The following is a 16,848-nucleotide window of genomic DNA, read 5'->3' as shown; positions in this document are numbered from 1 at the left end:
CGATCCCTCACTCGGCGTCGAGGTCGCGCTTGAGCACCTTGCCCGTGGCGTTCCGGGGCAGCTCGTCGAGGAACACGACGTCCCGCGGGACCTTGTACCGCGCGAGGTTGTCCTTCACCCACGCCTTGAGGTCGTCCTCCGCGACCTCGCGCGAGGTGACGACGAACGCCCGCAGCCGCTTGCCATAGTCGGGGTCGTCCACGCCGATCGCCGCGACCTCGACCACGGCGTCGTGGCGCTGGAGGCAGTCCTCGACCTCCTTGGGGAACACGTTCTCCCCACCGGAGACGATCATCTCGTCGTCGCGGCCCTCGACGTGCAGGCGCCCGTCCCGGTCGAACCGGCCGACGTCGCCGGTCGACATCAGGCCGTCGACGACCTCCTTATGACCGCCGCCGGTGTAGCCCTCGAAGAGCAGCGCGTTGCCGACGAAGATCCGGCCGGTCTCCCCCACCGGGAGCTCCCGACCGTCCTCGCCGAGGATCTTCACGACGGTGGCGTACGGCGGCCTGCCCGCTGCCGAGGGGGCGGCCCGCAGGTCGGTGGGGTCGGCGATCGAGGCGTAGGCCACCTCGGTGGAGCCGTAGATGTTGTAGAGGTTGTCGCCGAAGTGGTCCATCCACTGCGTCGCGAGGTCGCCGGGCAGCGCGGATCCCGACGAGGCCACGACCTTGACCCGCGACAGATCGTACTTCCCGAGCGTCTCCTCCGGCAGCGCCATCATCCGCTGGAGCATCACCGGGATCACCACCAGGGAGTCGCAGCGCTCGTCCTGGGCCAGCCGCAGGCAGTTCTCGGGCTCGAACTTCCGGTGCAGCACGATCGTCGAGCCGAGCAGCATGGCCAGCGCGAGGTGCGCGAAGCCCCACGTGTGGAACAGCGGGGCGGCGATGTGGGTGCGCCAGCCGTAGCGCAGCGGCATCCGCGACAGCAGCGAGACCGCGGCGTCGATGCCGGCCTCGCTGCGGGGCGCGCCCTTCGGCGTACCCGTCGTGCCGGAGGTCAGGATGATGATCCGGCCGTGCCGGCCGGCCGGCTCGAGGTCGTCGCCGGGCCGATCGGCGATGAGCTTCTCCAGCGTCGGCCGGTCGGTGTCGCCGTCGGTCCAGCCGAGCACCGTCGTCGCGACGTCGGCCTTCTCGAGCAGGTGGGTGAACTCCTCGTCGTGCACCACCAGCGCCGGCCGCTCGCGCTCGAGCACGTCGACCAGCTGCGGTCCGGCGAAGGCGGTGTTGAGGTAGATCAGGTCGGCGCCCAGCTTGGCCGCCGCGATGCTCGCGTCGAGGAACCCGCGGTGGTTGCGGCACATCAGCGCGACGCTGTCGCCCGCGCGCACACCGAGCTCGGCGAACGCCCGGGCCAGCGCGTTGGACCGCTGGTGCACCTCGGCGTAGGTCAGCGAGCCCAGCTCGTCGACGACCGCGGTGCGGTGCGGGTCGAGCAGCGCGGCCGCGGCGAAGCCGCCGGCCGGGCCGGTGCCCCAGTCCTTGAGGGTCTTCGCCGTCTTCGCCAGCGCGGCGGGTCGGTGCGGCCGGATCACGCCCGCCTTGCCCAGCACCTTGAGGGTGGTGCCGGTGGCGGAGGCGCCGGTCCGGGCCTTGAGGAGGACGTCGTGGAGCACGCGATGCCTTTCGTCAGCCGAGCGAGGTCTGCGTCCGTGCAACGAACGCGACCACAGGAGGTCCCGGGTGACCCACGCCATGCCCGAGGGCGCCCGTAGGCTCCGCGGGCTCCGAAGCGCTAGTCCCGCGTCTTGGGGGCGACCAGCCGGCTCGCCGACCAGTCCTTGCTGACCGTGGCCGTGGTCGTCTGGGACAGGCCGGCGATCGGCGCCGCCTCGGCGATGTCGGCGGGGTCGACGGCGTTCGCGCGGCCCACCTTGGGCGTCAGCAGCCAGATCGCGCCGCCGCCGACGAGGTCGGTGAGCGCGTCCACGAGGCTGTCGACGAGGTCACCGTCGTCGTCGCGGAACCACAGGACCACGGCGTCCACGACGTTGCCGTAGTCGCCGTCGACCAGGTCGGCGTCGATCGCGTCCTCGATGGCCGCCCTCAGGTCGTCGTCGGTGTCGTTGTCCCAGCCCAGCTCCTGGACGACCATGCCGGGCTTGAACCCGAGCCGGTCGGCTGCATCCTCAGCGGGTCCGCCTGTCTGGGTGGGACCGCCACCCGGGGTCGCGCTCAACGTCGTTCCTCCTGTTTCCCTGTGCCCGACCCTGTGTCGGAGGTGGGGAGTAGTCCATCGGAGTTGGCGCAGGGGCGCAACCCTCGTCCACAACCGCACGCCCTGTGGGACTACCGGCGGGTAAATTCCCTGCCCTCCGGACGCGTGACACGATGGGCGGGTGACCGAAGACGTAACCCCCACTTCGGGTACGGACAAGAAGCGGAGCGGCGCCACCCCGACCGTCATCCACGAAGGCCTGCCCACCCAGTTGCCGGACATCGACCCGGACGAGACCCTTGACTGGCTCGACTCCTTCGACTCCCTCGTGGACGAACGGGGCCGCGAACGGGCCAGGTACGTGATGCTCCGCCTTCTCGAGCGTGCCCGCGAGATGCAGGTCGGCGTGCCGGCCCTGCGCAGCACCGACTACATCAACACGATCCCGCCCGAGCGCGAGCCGTGGTTCCCGGGCGACTACGAGGTGGAGCAGCGGATCCGTGCGTTCCTGCGCTGGAACGCCGCCGTGATGGTCTCGTCCGCGAATCGCAAGGGCCTCGAGGTCGGCGGCCACATCGCGACGTACCAGTCCTCCGCCAGCCTCTACGAGGTCGGCTTCAACCACTTCTTCCGCGGCAAGGACCACCCGGGTGGCGGCGACCAGATCTACATCCAGGGCCACGCCTCCCCCGGCATCTACGCCCGCGCCTTCCTCGAGGGCCGGCTGACCGAGGAGCAGCTCTACCGGTTCCGCCAGGAGGTCCAGCACGGGCCGCACGCCGGCCTCTCGTCGTACCCCCACCCCCGGCTGATGCCGGAGTTCTGGGAGTTCCCGACGGTGTCGATGGGCCTGACCGGCATCAACTCGATCTACCAGGCGCGGTTCAACCGCTACCTGGCCAACCGCGGCATCAAGGACACCGCCGACCAGCGCGTGTGGGCGTTCCTCGGCGACGGCGAGATGGCCGAGCCCGAGTCGCTCGGCGCCATCCGGATCGCCGCGCGCGAGGAGCTCGACAACCTCACCTGGGTGGTCAACTGCAACCTGCAGCAGCTCGACGGCCCGGTCACGGGCAACGGCAAGATCATCCAGGAGCTCGAGGCCAACTTCCGGGGCGCCGGCTGGAACGTCATCAAGGTCGTGTGGGGCCAGGGCTGGGACCAGCTCCTCGCCCGCGACGTCGACGGCGTCCTGGTGAACAAGATGAACACCACGCCCGACGGCGCCTTCCAGACCTACTCGGTCGAGGACGGCGCCTACGTCCGTGAGAACTTCTTCGGGCCCGACCCGCGCCTGCGCAAGATGGTCGAGCACATGACCGACACGCAGATCCAGAAGCTGCCCCGCGGAGGCCACGACTACCGCAAGGTGTACGCCGCCTTCGACGCGGCCACCAAGCACGTCGGCCAGCCGACGGTGATCCTGGCCAAGACCATCAAGGGCTGGACGATCGACGCCCTCGAGGGCAAGAACGCCACGCACCAGATGAAGAAGCTGACCCCGGACGACCTCAAGAAGTTCCGGGACCGCCTCTACCTGCCGATCTCCGACCGCGACCTCGAGCGCTCCTACGAGGAGACCGGCGCCGCGCCGTTCTTCCACCCGGGCGCCGAGTCCCCCGAGATCGAGTACATGCTCGAGCGGCGGCGGCAGCTCGGCGGCTCGATCCCGCGGCGGGTGGTGCGGGCCAAGCCGCTCCAGCTCCCGGGCGACGCGGTGTACAGCGAGCTCAAGCAGGGTGGCGGCAAGAACAAGATCGCCACCACCATGGCCGTGGTCCGGCTCCTCAAGGACTGGATGAAGGACCCGGAGATCGGCAAGCGCATCGTCCCGATCGCGCCGGACGAGTACCGCACGTTCGGCATGGACTCGATGTTCCCGAGCGCCAAGGTCTACAACCCGGGCGGCCAGCAGTACGAGTCGGTCGACCGCAAGTTGTTGCTCTCCTACAAGGAGTCCGCGCAGGGCCAGATGCTCCACGAGGGCATCTCGGAGGCCGGCGCGCTGGCCTCGACGACGGCCGCTGGCTCGGCGTACTCCACGCACGGCGAGCACATGATCCCGTTCTACATCTTCTACTCGATGTTCGGGTTCCAGCGGACCGGCGACTCGATCTGGGCGATGGCCGACCAGCTGGCGCGCGGCTTCCTGGTGGGTGCGACCGCGGGTCGCACCACACTCACCGGCGAGGGCCTCCAGCACGCCGACGGCCACTCGCCGCTGCTCGCGGCCACCAACCCGGCGGTCGTGCACTACGACCCGGCGTTCGCCTACGAGATCAGCCACATCATGAAGTCCGGCCTCGAGCGGATGTACGGCGAGGACGCCGAGGACGTCATCTTCTACCTCACGGTCTACAACGAGCCGGTCGCGCAGCCGGCCGAGCCGGAGGGCGTCGACGTCGAGGGCATCCTCAAGGGCATCCACCACGTGTCCACGGCCGAGGGCGAGGGGCCGCGCGTGCAGCTGCTCGCCTCCGGCGTCGGCTTCCCGTGGGTCCACGAGGCGCAGCAGATCCTCGCCGACGAGTGGGGCGTCCGCGCCGACACCTGGTCGGTGACCTCCTGGAACGAGCTCGCCCGCAACGCCACCGCGGCCGAGGAGTGGAACCTGCTCCACCCGGGCGAGTCCCCGCGGACGCCGTACGTCACCGAGAAGCTGGGCGGCGTCAGCGGCCCGGTCGTCGCGGTGTCGGACTACATGCGCGCCGTCCCGCTCCAGATCGCGCGGTGGGTCCCGGCCGACTACCGGGTCCTGGGCGCCGACGGGTTCGGCTTCGCCGACACTCGCCCCGCCGCCCGCCGGTACTTCCACATCGACGCGCAGTCGGTCGTGGTCCAGGCCCTCCAGGCCCTCGCCGACGCCGGCCAGGTCGACCGCTCGAAGGTCGAGGAGGCGTTCTCGAAGTACCGCATCGATGACCCGACCGCGGTCGCCGACGTGAAGCAGGAGGGCGGCGACGCCTAGGTTCTCGGGCTGTTCCCGCGGTTCTCGGCCGTTGCAAAGGCCGGGAACCGTGGGAGTACCCGGTTGACCGGGTATTGCCACCACCCTCAGGCCGTCTCCTCCACCGCCCGCAACGAGGCAGGGGCGGCACCGGCCTTGAGCAGCGCACGGAACCGCGCGCGGGAGTACGTCGCCGGCTGGGTGGTGCGCACGAACTCGGTGACGATCGCGGCGAACCGCTCGGGGTGGTCCTTGTGCGGGAAGTGGCCCGCATCGGGGATCACCTCGATCCGCGAGCGGGGTGCGAGGGCGGCGGCGTTCGCCGCGTGCCGGACGGGGATGACCTTGTCGTCGCGGCCCCAGACGACCCACAGGGGCATCTCCTCAGTGAGGTAGGCCCGGTCGGCCATCGTGACGATCTGGCCCTGCCAGTCGACGACGGCGCGCACCACGTGCCGCACCGCCTGGCGCGCCCGGCGGTCCTTGAAGGAGTCGAAGATATCGGCAACCTCGTCGAGGTCGCGGGTCACCTTCCACGGCGCGGCCGAGAGGGCTCGGAGGCCCAGGACGCCGGCGTGGCGCAGGCCCGGGAGCGTCAGCACGCTCATCAACTGATCGAAGCCCGGCGTCGCGATCGCGCGGATCCCGGGCGAGACCTCGGCGCCGAGACCGCCGGAGGCGACCAGCATCAGCCGCTCCGTGCGCTCGGGGAACTGGTAGGCGAACTGCATCGCCACGCCGCCGCCGAAGCTGTGCCCGATCACCGTCGCCTTGTCGATGCCGAGCACGGTCAGCAGGTCGCGCATGCCGTTGGCGAAGCCGCCGAGCGTGTAGTCCGCCCGTGGCTTGTCCGACTGCCCGTGGCCGAGCAGGTCCGGCACGATCACGGTGAACCGGCGCGAGAGCGGCTCGATCGCCTCTTCCCACGACGTGTGGTCACACCCGACGCCGTGCAGGAGGAGGAGCGCCGGCCCCTTGCCCGCCTTCACGAACGCACGACGGTGCCCGTGGATCGACACGTTCTGGACGTCGTACGACACATTGCCCTCCTTGGCCCTCCCCATGCGGACCTGGACCGTGATTCAAGCACGCCTGTACCCAGATCAGACGGCGGATCCCTTGATTTACAGGGGTTTTACGCATTCGGAGCATTCCACTAGCGTTCGGGGGTGACACCCGGGTCCCACCAGCGCGCCGCGGACGCCCTCCAGCGGGCCTCCGGCGCCCTGAGCACCGCCGCGATGGCCCGGATGGAGCAGGACATGGCGTGGTTCCGCGACCTCAGCGCCGAGGACCGCTCGTGGGTGGGGGTCATCGTCCAGTCCGGTGTCCGCGGGTTCGTCGACTGGTACCGCCGCGCCGGCGACCAGGACGCCCCCGGCGGCACCGAGATCGTGGCCTCGGTCTTCGGCGCGGCGCCCCGGGCGCTGGCCGGCGTCATCAACCTCCAGCAGACCGTCGACCTGGTGCGCCTCTCGATCGACGTGGTCGAGGCCAACGTCGGCGAGCTGCTCGACCCCGCCGATGCCGGGGAGGTCCGCGCGGCCGTCCTGCTCTACGCCCGCGAGGTCGCCTTCGCGACCGCCGAGGTGTACGCCCGCGCCGCCGAGGTCCGCGGTGCCTGGGACGCCCGGCTCGAGGCGCTCGTCGTCGACGCCGTCCTCCGCTCCGAGAGCGACGAGGCGCTCCTGTCCCGTGCCAGCGCCCTGGGCTGGGCCGGCCGCGGCGACGTCGCCGTCGTGCTCGGCAGCGTCCCGGCCGACCGCTCCGAGTCCGACACCTTCGACGAGGTACGCCGGGTCGCCCGGTCGGCCGGCATGGACGCGCTGTGCGCCGTGCAGGGCGACCGGCTCGTCGTGGTCCTCGGCGGGGTGGACGACCCGCGCGCCGCGGCCGAGGTCGTGACCGAGCTCTTCGGCGAAGGGCCGGTCATCGTCGGGCCGGTCACCGACGGCCTCGGCCAGGCGCACGTCTCGGCCCGTGCCGCGCTGGCCGCGCTGCGGGCCGCGCCGGGCTGGCCGCAGGCCCCGCGCCCCGTCCGCAGCGGCGACCTGCTCCCCGAGCGGGCCCTGGCCGGCGACGGCCACGCTCGCCGGCACCTGGTCGAGGAGGTCTACCTGCCGCTGCTGCGCGCCCGGGGCACGCTGATCGAGACGCTGGCGGCGTACTTCGAGCACGGCTCGTCGATCGAGGCGTCCGCCCGTGCGCTGTTCGTGCATGCGAACACCGTGCGCTACCGGCTCCGCCAGACCGCCGACCTGACCGGTCTCTCCCCCAGCGACGCGCGGGACGCGTTCACGCTCGAGATCGCGCTGGTGCTCGGCCGCCAGTCCGGTCGTACTTTGTAGGAACCCTACAAAGTTCGGGCGGCGGTTTTCGTGCGGGCCGGAGGCGAGGTCCGACCCCCGGTGCAGGCAGAGTGGGTGTCGTGCTCGTGATCGTCGCTCCCGGCCAAGGCGCCCAGACCCCCGGTTTCCTCCAGCCCTGGCTCGAGGACCCGACGTTCGCCTCGCGGCTCGGCTGGCTCTCGACCGTGGCGGGGCTCGACCTGGCCCACTACGGCACCGAGGCCGACGCCGAGACCATCCGCGACACCAAGATCGCCCAGCCGCTGCTGGTGGCGACCAGCCTGGTCGCCGCGCTCGAGCTGTTCCCCCACCCGGCCGACGCCTTCCAGCAGGTCGGCGCGGTCGCCGGGCACAGCGTCGGCGAGATCGCGGCCGCCACCGGCGCCCGCGTCATCACCGCCGAGCAGGCGATGGTGCTGGTCCGGGAGCGCGGCAACGCGATGGCGGCCGCCGCCGCGACCACGGCGACCGGCATGACCGCCGTCCTCGGCGGCGACCGCGAGGAGATCCTCGCGGCCCTCGACAAGCACGGGCTGACCCCGGCCAACGACAACGGCCCCGGCCAGGTCGTCGCCGCCGGCACGATGGAGCAGCTCGCGGCGTTCGCCGACGAGCCCCCCGCGAAGGCCCGGCTGATGCCGCTGAGCGTCGCCGGCGCGTTCCACACCCACCACATGGAGCCCGCCGTCGGCCACCTGGCCGCGCTGGCCCGCTCGGTCTCGGTCCACGACCCGCGCACCCGCGTGATCTCCAACCGCGACGGCAAGGTCGTCCACGACGGCCGCGAGGTGCTGGCCCGCATCGTCGGCCAGATCGCCAGCCCGGTGCGCTGGGACCTCTGCATGGAGACCATGGAGGACCTCGGCGTCACCGGCATCCTCGAGATGCCGCCGGCCGGCACCTTGACCGGCATCGCGAAGCGGGCGCTCAAGGGCGTCGAGACCTTCGCGCTCAAGACGCCCGACCAGCTCGACGACGCCCGCGCCTTCTGCGCCAAGCACGGCGAGGCCTCCGACATCGACACCACGCCGACCTGGCGGATGGTCGTCTCGCCGGCCAAGGGCACCTTCCACGTGTCCGAGGAGGCGAGGGCGCTCGACGTCCTCCCGCCCGGTACGCCGATCGGCGAGGTCGCCAGCCTGCGCGACCGCTCCCCGGTGACCGCCCCGCACGGCGGCCAGGTGGTCGAGTGGCTGGTCGAGGACGGCGACCTGGTCTCGCCCGGTCAGCCGCTGCTGCGCCTGCACCCCGAGGGAGGACTGTGATGGCCCTGCTCCAGACCGAGGGCGCGCAGCACGCCGCCATCCTCGGCATCGGCGCCTACCGCCCCTCGCGGGTGATCCCGAACTCCGAGGTCGTTGAGGCGATCGACTCCAGCGACGAGTGGATCCAACAGCGCTCGGGCATCAAGCAGCGCCGCTGGGCCACGCCCGAGGAGACCGTCCAGGCGATGGCGGTCGGCGCCTCCCGGCAGGCGCTCGAGCGCGCCGGGATCGACGCCCGCCAGATCGACTGCGTGATCGTCGCGACCGTCACGCACATGTTCCAGACCCCGGCCGTCGCCACCGCGATCGCCCACGAGCTCGGCACCGACCAGGCGGCGGCGTTCGACATCTCCGCCGCCTGCGCCGGCTTCTGCCACGGCATCGCCCTCGCGGCCGACCTGGTCCGCGGCGGCAGCGCGGGCTACGCGCTGGTCATCGGCGTCGAGCGCCTCTCCGACATCACCGACGTCGGCGACCGCGGCACCGCGTTCATCTTCGCGGACGGCGCGGGCGCGGCCGTCGTCGGACCCAGCGACACCCCCGGCATCGGCCCGGTGGTCTGGGGCTCGGACGGCGAGCAGTTCGACCTGATCCGGCAGCGGGAGGACTGGCGCGACGTCGTCGCCTCCGAGTCGCCCGAGATGCCGCACCTGGTCATGCAGGGCAACGCGGTGTTCCGCTGGGCGTCGTTCGTGATGGCCAAGACCGGCCTCCAGGCGCTGGACCGGGCGGGCATCACCGTCGACGACCTCGACGTGTTCGTGCCCCACCAGGCCAACATGCGCATCACCGATGCCATGGCGCGTTCGATGAAGCTGCCCGAGCGCGTCAAGATCGCCCGCGACATCGCCGAGCAGGGCAACACCTCCGCGGCGTCCATCCCGCTCGCCCTCGACCGGATGATCGAGGAGGGCGATGCGCGCAGCGGCGACACGGCCCTCCTGATCGCCTTCGGTGCCGGCCTCGCGTACGCCGCGCAGGTCGTCACCGTCCCGTAGCTGCACCACCACCAATCGCTCCACCCATCAAAGGAGAACACCAGCATGGCCACGACCGAAGAGATCCGCGCCGACCTCGCCGACATCGTCAACGAGGTCGCCGGCATCGACGCCGACGACGTCCAGCTCGACAAGTCCTTCGTCGACGACCTGGACGTGGACTCCCTGTCCATGGTCGAGGTCGTCGTCGCGGCCGAGGAGAAGTTCGGCGTCTCCATCCCGGACGACGAGGTCAAGAACCTCAAGACCGTCGGCGACGCCGTCGCCTTCATCGAGCGGGCCCAGGCCTGATCGTCGCCCCTCATCTCTAGGAGCAGCATGTCTTCCAAGCGAGTCGTCGTCACCGGCCTCGGGACCACCTCTCCCGTCGGCGGTGACGTTCCCAGCACCTGGGACGCCCTGGTCGGCGGACGCTCCGGCGTCCGGCGTCTGACCGACGACTGGGCCGAGGAGATGCCGGTCAAGATCGCCGGTCGCATCGCCGTCGAGCCCACCGAGGTCCTGGAGCGGGTCAAGGCCCGGCGCCTGGACCGCTCCTCGCAGTTCGCCATGGTGGCCGCGATGGAGGCCTGGGCCGACGCAGGCCTGGTCGACGCCGAGCTCGAGAAGGAACGACTCGGCGTCGCCATGGCCTCCGGCATCGGCGGTGTGACCACGCTCCTGGACAACTACGACACGCTGAGGGAGAAGGGACCCCGCCGGGTCTCCCCCCTCGCCGTGCCGATGCTGATGCCCAACGCGCCGGCGGCGCAGATCAGCCTCTACGTCGGAGCGCGCGCGGCGGTCATGACGCCGGTCTCGGCGTGCGCGTCCGGCAACGAGGCGATCGCCCACGCGATCGACCAGATCCGGCTCGGCCGGGCCGACGTCGTGCTCGCGGGCGGCACCGAGGCCGCGGTCCACCCGCTGCCGATGGCGGCGTTCGCCAACATGATGGCGCTGTCGAAGAACGACGGCGACCCCACCACGGTCTCCCGCCCGTGGGACCTGGCCCGCGACGGCTTCGTCCTGGGCGAGGGCGCCGGTGTGCTGGTGCTGGAGTCGGAGGAGCACGCGCTGGCCCGCGGCGCGCGGGTCTACGCGAGCGTGCTCGGCGCCGGCATCACCGCCGACTCGCACGACATCGCCCAGCCAGACCCCGAGGGCCGCGGCGGCTCCCGGGCGATCCTCATGGCGCTCGCCGAGGCGGAGATCAGCCCGAACGACATCGCCCACGTCAACGCCCACGCGACGTCGACCCCACAGGGCGACATCGCCGAGGGCCTGATGCTCCACGCGACGCTCGGCGCCCACGCGACCGACGTCGTCGTCACCAGCACCAAGTCGATGACCGGGCACCTGCTCGGCGGCGCCGGTGCGCTCGAGGCGGTCGCGACCGTGCTCGCGCTGCACCACCGCACCTCCCCGCCGACGATCAACCTGGACAACCAGGACCCGCAGGTCGAGCTCGACATCGCCACCAAGGCCCGCGACCTGCCGCTCGGCGACATCGCGGCGCTCAACAACTCCTTCGGCTTCGGAGGCGCCAACGTCGCCGTCGCCTTCGGAAGCGCCTGAACCACCCACGAGCTCTCCACCCCCCGCTTCGCTCCTTTCGTGAACGACTTCGCGGGGACCCCGGAAGGACACGGTCCACTGTGACGGCAGCAACAGCATCCAAGCCCGCGAAGCTCCCCCGCGAGGAGGACCCGCGCAACCCGGTGCACCGGCTCACCGCGCTCCTCGACGAGGGCAGCCTCGAGCTGATCACGCCCGACGACGACTCCGGCATGCTCGCCGCGGTCGGCACCGTCGACGGCACCCGCGTCGTCGCGTTCTGCTCCGACGCCACCGTCATGGGCGGCGCCATGGGCGACCTGGGCTGCCGGGTCGTCGTCGACGCCTACCACCGGGCGATGACCGACCGGGTGCCGATCATCGGGCTCTGGCACTCCGGCGGCGCCCGCCTCGCCGAGGGCGTGCTCTCGCTGCACGCGGTCGGCCGGATCTTCCAGGCGATGACGCAGGCCTCCGGGAAGATCCCGCAGATCTCGGTCGTGCTGGGCCCAGCGGCCGGCGGGGCGGCGTACGGCCCGGCGCTGACCGACGTCGTCATCCTCGGCCCCGAGGGCCGGATCTTCGTCACCGGCCCGGACGTCGTCCGCTCGGTCACCGGCGAGGACGTCGACATGCTGCGCCTCGGCGGCCCCGAGCCGCACGGTCGTCGCTCCGGCGTCGTGCACATCCTCGCCGACTCCGAGCGCGAGGCGCTCGACCGCGCCCGCCACGTCGCGGCGCTGCTCGGCTCGCAGGGCTCGATGAAGGTCGACGAGGTCGAGGACCGCGACCTCGAGGCGCTGCTGCCCGAGTCCAAGAAGCGCGCGTACGACGTGCACCCGCTCGTCGAGTCGATCCTCGACGAGGGCACCGCCCAGGAGCTGCACGCCCGCTGGGCGCCCAACATCGTCACCGCCCTCGGCCGCCTCGGCGGCCGCACGGTGGGCGTCGTCGCCAACAACCCGTTGCGCCTGGGCGGCTGCCTGGACTCCCTCTCCGCGGAGAAGGCGTCCCGCTTCGTGCGGATGTGCGACGCCTTCGGCGTCCCGCTCGTGGTGGTCGTCGACGTCCCCGGCTACCTGCCCGGCGTCGGCCAGGAGTGGGACGGCGTGGTCCGCCGCGGCGCGAAGCTGCTGCACGCGTTCGGCGAGTGCGTGGTCCCCCGCGTCACGCTCGTGACCCGCAAGACGTACGGCGGTGCCTACATCGCGATGAACTCCCGCTCGCTCGGCGCGACCAAGGTGTTCGCCTGGCCGGGCGCGGAGGTCGCGGTCATGGGCGCGGTCGCCGCGATCCGGATCCTGCACCGCCGACGCCTGGCCGAGGTCGCCCCGGACATCCGGCCGCAGGTCGAGGCCGAGCTCGCCGCGGAGCACGAGCGGATCGCCGGCGGCGTCGACAAGGCCGTCGAGATCGGTGTGGTCGACGAGGTCGTCTCCCCCACCAGCACCCGCACGGCGATCGCCCGGGCCATCGAGGACGCGGTCCAGAGCGTCGGCGTCCGCCGCGGAGCGCACGGGAACATCCCCCTCTGACCCGTAACACCGGTGCGGGGTGGCGCGTTGTCCTGGCATGACGTCCGTCACACCGTTCCTCGCGACCGCCACGATCGCGGTAGGCCTGCTGACGGCCGTCCCCGCGGCGGCCGATCCGCCCACCGACCCGGTCTCGGGGCTGGTCGGCGGGCTGGTCGGCCCGCCCGGTGACCACCAGCGCGCGCAGCGGCGCGACCTGGGGCACACGCACGCCGACGACGGCGTCCTGCGGATGGGCTGCCGCAACTACCCCTACCGCTACGTGCTCAAGATCCGCAGCAACGACTGGTCACTGGAGACCTTCCTCGACGACCGCACCGAGGAGACCATCGCCTCCGGGGCGTACGCCGCCGGGCCGGACCGCAAGCGGATGACCACGAGCTTCCGCTTCTGCCGCTACAACACCGTGCCCGGGCGGTTCACGATCCGAGCCAAGCTGAGCTGGTACACCGACTCAGGGAGCCACGTGGCCTGGCTGAAGCCGTCGCACTTCCGGCTCCGCCGGCCCTGAGGCCGGCCGCCTCAGACGACCTGGTGCAGCCAGCGGACGGGTGCGCCCTCGCCGGCGTGCCGGAACGTCTCCAGCTCGTCGTCCCACGGCTTGCCGAGGAGCTTGTCGATCTCGACCAGCAGCGTGGTGTCGCCCAGGGCGGCCTTGACGACCGCGGCCTTGAGCCGGTCCTCGGGGATCATCAGGTCGCCGTGGAGGCCGGTGACGGCGTGGAAGACGCCCAGCTCGGGTGTGAAGGAGTACCGGGCGCCCTCGGAGCCGGCGGTGGGCTCCTCGGTCACCTCGAAGCGCAGGTGGTTCCACCCGCGCAGGGCAGAGGCGATCGACGCGGAGGCCCCGACCTCACCGGTCCAGGACAGCTCCGCGCGGTAGGTGCCCGACTGGGCCGGCTGGGGGGTCCAGTCCAGGCTGACGGGCACACCCAGGACTCCGCTGACGGCCCACTCGATGTGCGGGCACAGCGCGGACGGCGCTGAGTGGACGTACAGGACGCCCCTCGTCGCGGTACGGGTGGCAGTGCGTGCGGTCACCGTGGTCTCCTTCATCTCCAGCGCGAGATGCGCCTTCCCCAGCGGTCTCCTGCCGAGATGTCGGATCGAAGTGACAGCGATGTAGTTGTCGCGACCATTGTGGCGCATGAGGCGCCTGAACACCAGTGATCAGCGAGGTACGGCGGCGGCGCGCCGCGGACCCAGGTCCATCAGCGTCTCGATGACGTCCTGGGCGATGCCGAGGCCGCCGAGGTGGCTCTCCCCGTCGATGACCGTCAGGGTCGCGTCCGGGAGCCGGCCGACGACGTGCTGGCCGTGCGCGAACGGCACGATGTGGTCGTCGTCCCCGTGCCACCAGCACACCGGGACGGCCACCTCGGCCAGCTCGAAGCCCCAGGGCTTCGTGAACAGGATCAGGTCGTTGATCGGCGCCGAGGTCTGGCGCCGGCTGCCGTTGAGCAGGTCGTCGAGGAACATCGCCTTGAACTCCGGCCGGGACAGCAGGTTCTTGTCACCCGGCGGCTGCACGGCGGCGTACAGGTCGAGCGCGGGGCCGGCCAGCGGCCGCACCAGGCGGATCCCCCGGGTGAGCGCGACCCCGAGCGGCACCCGGGCCGCGACGAGGAGGGGCGCCAGGGCCACCGCCAGCCGGATCGGCCCGCCCTCCGCGGCGTCGTCGCCGCGGGTCGGGGCGACGCCGCCCAGGACGCCCACCCCGTGCACGCGGTCGGGCAGCGCGGCACCGGCCGCCAGCGCGTAGGGGCCGCCGCCGGAGAGGCCGATCAGCCGCACGGTGTCGATCGCGAGGGTGTCGAGGACCAGCTCGAGGTCGCGGGTCCAGTCGAGGACGTCGGGATAGAGGTACGGCGTGGAGGAGCCGATGCCCGGGCGGTCCAGCCCGATGATCCGGACACCCTGCCGGTCGGCGTACTCGCGGACCTCGAGCGGGATCTGCCGCCGTGCCCCCGGGGTGCCGTGCATCCAGACGATCGCGGGGCCGCTGCGGGGGCCGTACTCGGCGAAGCTCAGCCGCCGGTCGGCACGCACCGCGACCGTACCCTCGAGCGCGGGCCGCCGGACGTTGCTCATGGTCGTCGACGCGTCAGCCGGCCCGGACCGAGCTGGGATCGACGATGTTCGCCGGATCGAACACCGCGCCGAGCAGCTGGCCGTCGCCGACGACCATCGGGCCGTCCACCATGTCGAGCACCACGCAGGTCACGTTGTCCTTGCCGCCGGCCGCGAGCGCCGCCTGCACGAGGACCGCGGCCGCGGAGTGCGCATCGGTGGTCGTGAGCAGCTCCGCGATGACCCTGTCGGGCACCAGGTCGGTGAGGCCGTCGCTGCACAGCAGCAGCCGGTCGCCGGGCGCCACGCGCACCGGCACCAAATCGATGCCCTCGTCGAGGGGGTCCCCGTCGATCGAGCGGAGCACCACGTTGCGCCACGGGTGGCGCCAGGCCGCCACGGCGTCGAGCTGCCCGCTGTCGACGAGCCGCTGCACGTAGGTGTGGTCCCGCGAGATCTGGGTGAGCGCGCCGTCGCGGAACAGGTAGGCCCGGGAGTCACCGACGTGCCCGAGCACCACGCGCTCGCCGTCACAGACGAGCGCGGTGAGCGTGGTCGCCATGCCCAGCCGGTTGAGGTCCCTCTGCACGCCGCGCTGCACGCTCGCGCGCGCGGCCTCGGCGCCGTCGCGCAGCAGGACCTCCGGGGCGTCGCCGATCCGGCTCAGCACGGTCGCCGCCACGGCGTACGTCGCCGTCGCCGACGCGACCTCGCCGGCCGCCGCTCCCCCCACGCCGTCGGCGACCAGCGCGACGTACGGCCCCACGAACGCCGAGTCCTCGTTGTCGGACCGGATCAGCCCGACGTCACTCACGCCGGCACCCGAAAAACGCAGCACGTGGGCCTCCTTCGCCGGAGGGTTGTACCCGAGGACAGTAGTCGGAAAACCACGCCCTGGGAACCGGGGCGCGTGCTAGCCCTGGCGGCGCTCGAGTGCCGCCGCGCGGTCGTCGGCGTCGGTGAGCTGCTCGCTGTCGATCGCGTGCGTGCGGTGGAACCACGCCAGCGCGTCCTGGTCGCGGCCGGCGGCCTCGAGCGTGTCGGCGTAGGCGTACCGCAGCCGCACCACCCAGGGCGCGCGGCTCTTCGAGGTCAGCGGCGCGAGCTCCAGCGTGCGGAGCGCGGCGTCCAACTGGCCCAGGTCGCGGCGGGCGCCGGCCTCGACGATGGTCATCTCGGCCTTGGCCTCGGAGGGGAAGTTCGCCACCGACGGGCTCTTGGCGAGCTTGAGCGCCTCCTGCGGCTTGCCCAGCGCGCGGTGGCAGTCGGCCATGATCGGGAGGTAGGCCGTCGCGCCGTTCATCCGCTTGGCCGCGCGCAGCTCCGCGAGCGCCTCGGCGTAGTGGCCGGAGGCGTACGCCGCCTCACCGCTGGCCTCGCGCACGACGGCGAGCCGCGGCGCCCGGGCCCGGGCCGCCAGCGTGTGCTGGTAGGCCGTCTCCGGGTCGCTGTCGATCAGCAGACCAGCGGCCGCGAGGTGGCGCGCGACGCGCGAGGCCAGCTTCTCCGGCAGCCCCTTCAGCTGGGCGGACACGGAGCGATCGAGCTCCTGGCCGGTGATCTGCTCGGGGATCGGCGGGCCGTCGTAGACCGCCTGCTCGGCGGTCCGGGTGGTCTCCTTCTCCACCGGGCGCCGCCAGTCGCCCTTGCGGGCCGGGCGCTTGCCGGCGGGCGCCTTGCCGCGTGGCTTGTCGCCCCGCGAGTCACCGCGCGCATCACTGCGCGAACGGTCGAAGGACTCCGACTTGCCGGCCGCTCGTGCGGCGGACCTGCCGCCGCTCTGCGGTCGGCCCGAGCCCTGGGGCTTGCCCTTCCCGCCAGCGGCAGGGCGCTGGGACGACGAACGCTGGGACGACGAACGCTGGGGACGGCGCTGCTCGGCCACGACGGATGCTCCTCGATCGATGCGGTGTACTGCGGGTTCAGCTGGAACGGGCCCTCAAATGCATCGTAGGGGCCACCTGGTGGTGGCCCCTACGGAAAAGA

The 16,848-nt window shown here is 72.1% G+C and carries 15 protein-coding genes; 8 read left to right on the top strand and 7 right to left on the bottom strand.

The genetic code is table 11. The features are described 5' to 3' along the window. Positions 1-7: 7 nt before the first annotated feature. Both ACYQ0U_RS20090 and ACYQ0U_RS20085 read right to left on the bottom strand, forming a co-directional pair. Positions 8-1,621, bottom strand: a complete 1,614-nt coding sequence (locus ACYQ0U_RS20090) for an AMP-binding protein (protein WP_459975660.1) — start codon at positions 1,619-1,621, stop codon at positions 8-10. A gap of 119 nt (positions 1,622-1,740) precedes the next feature. Continuing rightward, entirely contained in the window at positions 1,741-2,184 is a 444-nt protein-coding gene (locus ACYQ0U_RS20085) for a DUF3052 domain-containing protein (protein ID WP_459975659.1), read from the bottom strand. Between the two features lie 226 nt (positions 2,185-2,410). Between ACYQ0U_RS20085 and aceE the strand changes: the two genes are divergently transcribed. Continuing rightward, entirely contained in the window at positions 2,411-5,131 is a 2,721-nt protein-coding gene (gene aceE / locus ACYQ0U_RS20080) for a pyruvate dehydrogenase (acetyl-transferring), homodimeric type (RefSeq protein WP_459975690.1), read from the top strand. 86 nt (positions 5,132-5,217) lie between these two features. On the opposite strand, the gene ACYQ0U_RS20075 is transcribed toward aceE, so the two are convergent. After that, the gene (locus tag ACYQ0U_RS20075; protein WP_459975658.1) at positions 5,218-6,174 is read right to left on the bottom strand and encodes an alpha/beta fold hydrolase; all 957 of its coding nucleotides are present in this window, start codon (positions 6,172-6,174) and stop codon (positions 5,218-5,220) included. Between the two features lie 105 nt (positions 6,175-6,279). Here ACYQ0U_RS20075 and ACYQ0U_RS20070 point away from each other — a divergent pair, with 105 nt between their 5' ends. The 7 genes from ACYQ0U_RS20070 to ACYQ0U_RS20040 all read left to right on the top strand — a co-directional run bounded on the left by ACYQ0U_RS20070 (position 6,280) and on the right by ACYQ0U_RS20040 (position 13,303). Then, on the top strand, positions 6,280-7,458 hold the full coding sequence (locus tag ACYQ0U_RS20070) for a PucR family transcriptional regulator (RefSeq protein WP_459975657.1): 1,179 nt from the start codon (positions 6,280-6,282) through the stop codon (positions 7,456-7,458). An 80-nt stretch (positions 7,459-7,538) separates the two neighbouring features. Continuing rightward, positions 7,539-8,723, top strand: coding sequence for an acyltransferase domain-containing protein (locus ACYQ0U_RS20065; protein ID WP_459975656.1), 1,185 nt, complete (start codon positions 7,539-7,541; stop codon positions 8,721-8,723). Further along, positions 8,723-9,721 carry a beta-ketoacyl-ACP synthase III gene (locus ACYQ0U_RS20060; RefSeq protein ID WP_459975655.1) on the top strand — a complete coding sequence of 333 codons (999 nt, stop codon included), beginning with the start codon at positions 8,723-8,725 and terminating at the stop codon, positions 9,719-9,721. Before ACYQ0U_RS20065 ends, ACYQ0U_RS20060 begins: the two co-directional genes overlap by 1 nt. A 45-nt stretch (positions 9,722-9,766) precedes the next feature. Then, entirely contained in the window at positions 9,767-10,012 is a 246-nt protein-coding gene (locus tag ACYQ0U_RS20055; protein WP_011755445.1) for an acyl carrier protein, read from the top strand. Between the two features lie 27 nt (positions 10,013-10,039). Next, positions 10,040-11,278: a beta-ketoacyl-ACP synthase II gene (fabF, locus tag ACYQ0U_RS20050; protein ID WP_459975654.1), complete on the top strand. Its 1,239-nt coding sequence runs from the start codon at positions 10,040-10,042 to the stop codon at positions 11,276-11,278. An 80-nt stretch (positions 11,279-11,358) separates the two neighbouring features. Further along, entirely contained in the window at positions 11,359-12,792 is a 1,434-nt protein-coding gene (locus ACYQ0U_RS20045; RefSeq protein ID WP_459975653.1) for an acyl-CoA carboxylase subunit beta, read from the top strand. Between the two features lie 37 nt (positions 12,793-12,829). Further along, positions 12,830-13,303: a hypothetical protein gene (locus ACYQ0U_RS20040; protein WP_459975652.1), complete on the top strand. Its 474-nt coding sequence runs from the start codon at positions 12,830-12,832 to the stop codon at positions 13,301-13,303. Between the two features lie 11 nt (positions 13,304-13,314). Here the strand turns inward: ACYQ0U_RS20040 and ACYQ0U_RS20035 are convergent, their stop codons facing one another. From ACYQ0U_RS20035 to ACYQ0U_RS20020, 4 genes are all read right to left on the bottom strand, one after another. Then, positions 13,315-13,848, bottom strand: coding sequence for a DUF3145 domain-containing protein (locus ACYQ0U_RS20035; protein ID WP_459975651.1), 534 nt, complete (start codon positions 13,846-13,848; stop codon positions 13,315-13,317). A 114-nt stretch (positions 13,849-13,962) separates the two neighbouring features. Then, positions 13,963-14,883, bottom strand: a complete 921-nt coding sequence (locus ACYQ0U_RS20030) for an alpha/beta fold hydrolase (protein ID WP_459975650.1) — start codon at positions 14,881-14,883, stop codon at positions 13,963-13,965. A gap of 13 nt (positions 14,884-14,896) precedes the next feature. Beyond that, on the bottom strand, positions 14,897-15,676 hold the full coding sequence (locus ACYQ0U_RS20025) for a PP2C family protein-serine/threonine phosphatase (RefSeq protein WP_459975649.1): 780 nt from the start codon (positions 15,674-15,676) through the stop codon (positions 14,897-14,899). A 99-nt stretch (positions 15,677-15,775) separates the two neighbouring features. Beyond that, complete coding sequence (locus ACYQ0U_RS20020) at positions 15,776-16,747, bottom strand: tetratricopeptide repeat protein (RefSeq protein WP_459975648.1); 972 nt, start codon at positions 16,745-16,747, stop codon at positions 15,776-15,778. Positions 16,748-16,848 lie beyond the last annotated feature (101 nt).

The sequence above is a fragment of the Nocardioides pyridinolyticus genome (assembly GCF_054653575.1).
Note: the sequence above shows the minus strand (reverse complement) of the source record. Positions and strands in the feature narration are given on the sequence as shown.

Excerpts from the sequence above, each read along its gene's own strand:
- fabF (WP_459975654.1), top strand. The coding sequence starts at position 10,040 with ATGTCTTCCAAGCGAGTCGTCGTCACCGGCCTCGGGACCACCTCTCCC.
- ACYQ0U_RS20040 (WP_459975652.1), top strand. The coding sequence starts at position 12,830 with ATGACGTCCGTCACACCGTTCCTCGCGACCGCCACGATCGCGGTAGGC.
- ACYQ0U_RS20075 (WP_459975658.1), bottom strand. The coding sequence starts at position 6,174 with ATGGGGAGGGCCAAGGAGGGCAATGTGTCGTACGACGTCCAGAACGTG.
- ACYQ0U_RS20030 (WP_459975650.1), bottom strand. The coding sequence starts at position 14,883 with ATGAGCAACGTCCGGCGGCCCGCGCTCGAGGGTACGGTCGCGGTGCGT.
- ACYQ0U_RS20035 (WP_459975651.1), bottom strand. The coding sequence starts at position 13,848 with ATGAAGGAGACCACGGTGACCGCACGCACTGCCACCCGTACCGCGACG.
- ACYQ0U_RS20055 (WP_011755445.1), top strand. The coding sequence starts at position 9,767 with ATGGCCACGACCGAAGAGATCCGCGCCGACCTCGCCGACATCGTCAAC.
- ACYQ0U_RS20060 (WP_459975655.1), top strand. The coding sequence starts at position 8,723 with ATGGCCCTGCTCCAGACCGAGGGCGCGCAGCACGCCGCCATCCTCGGC.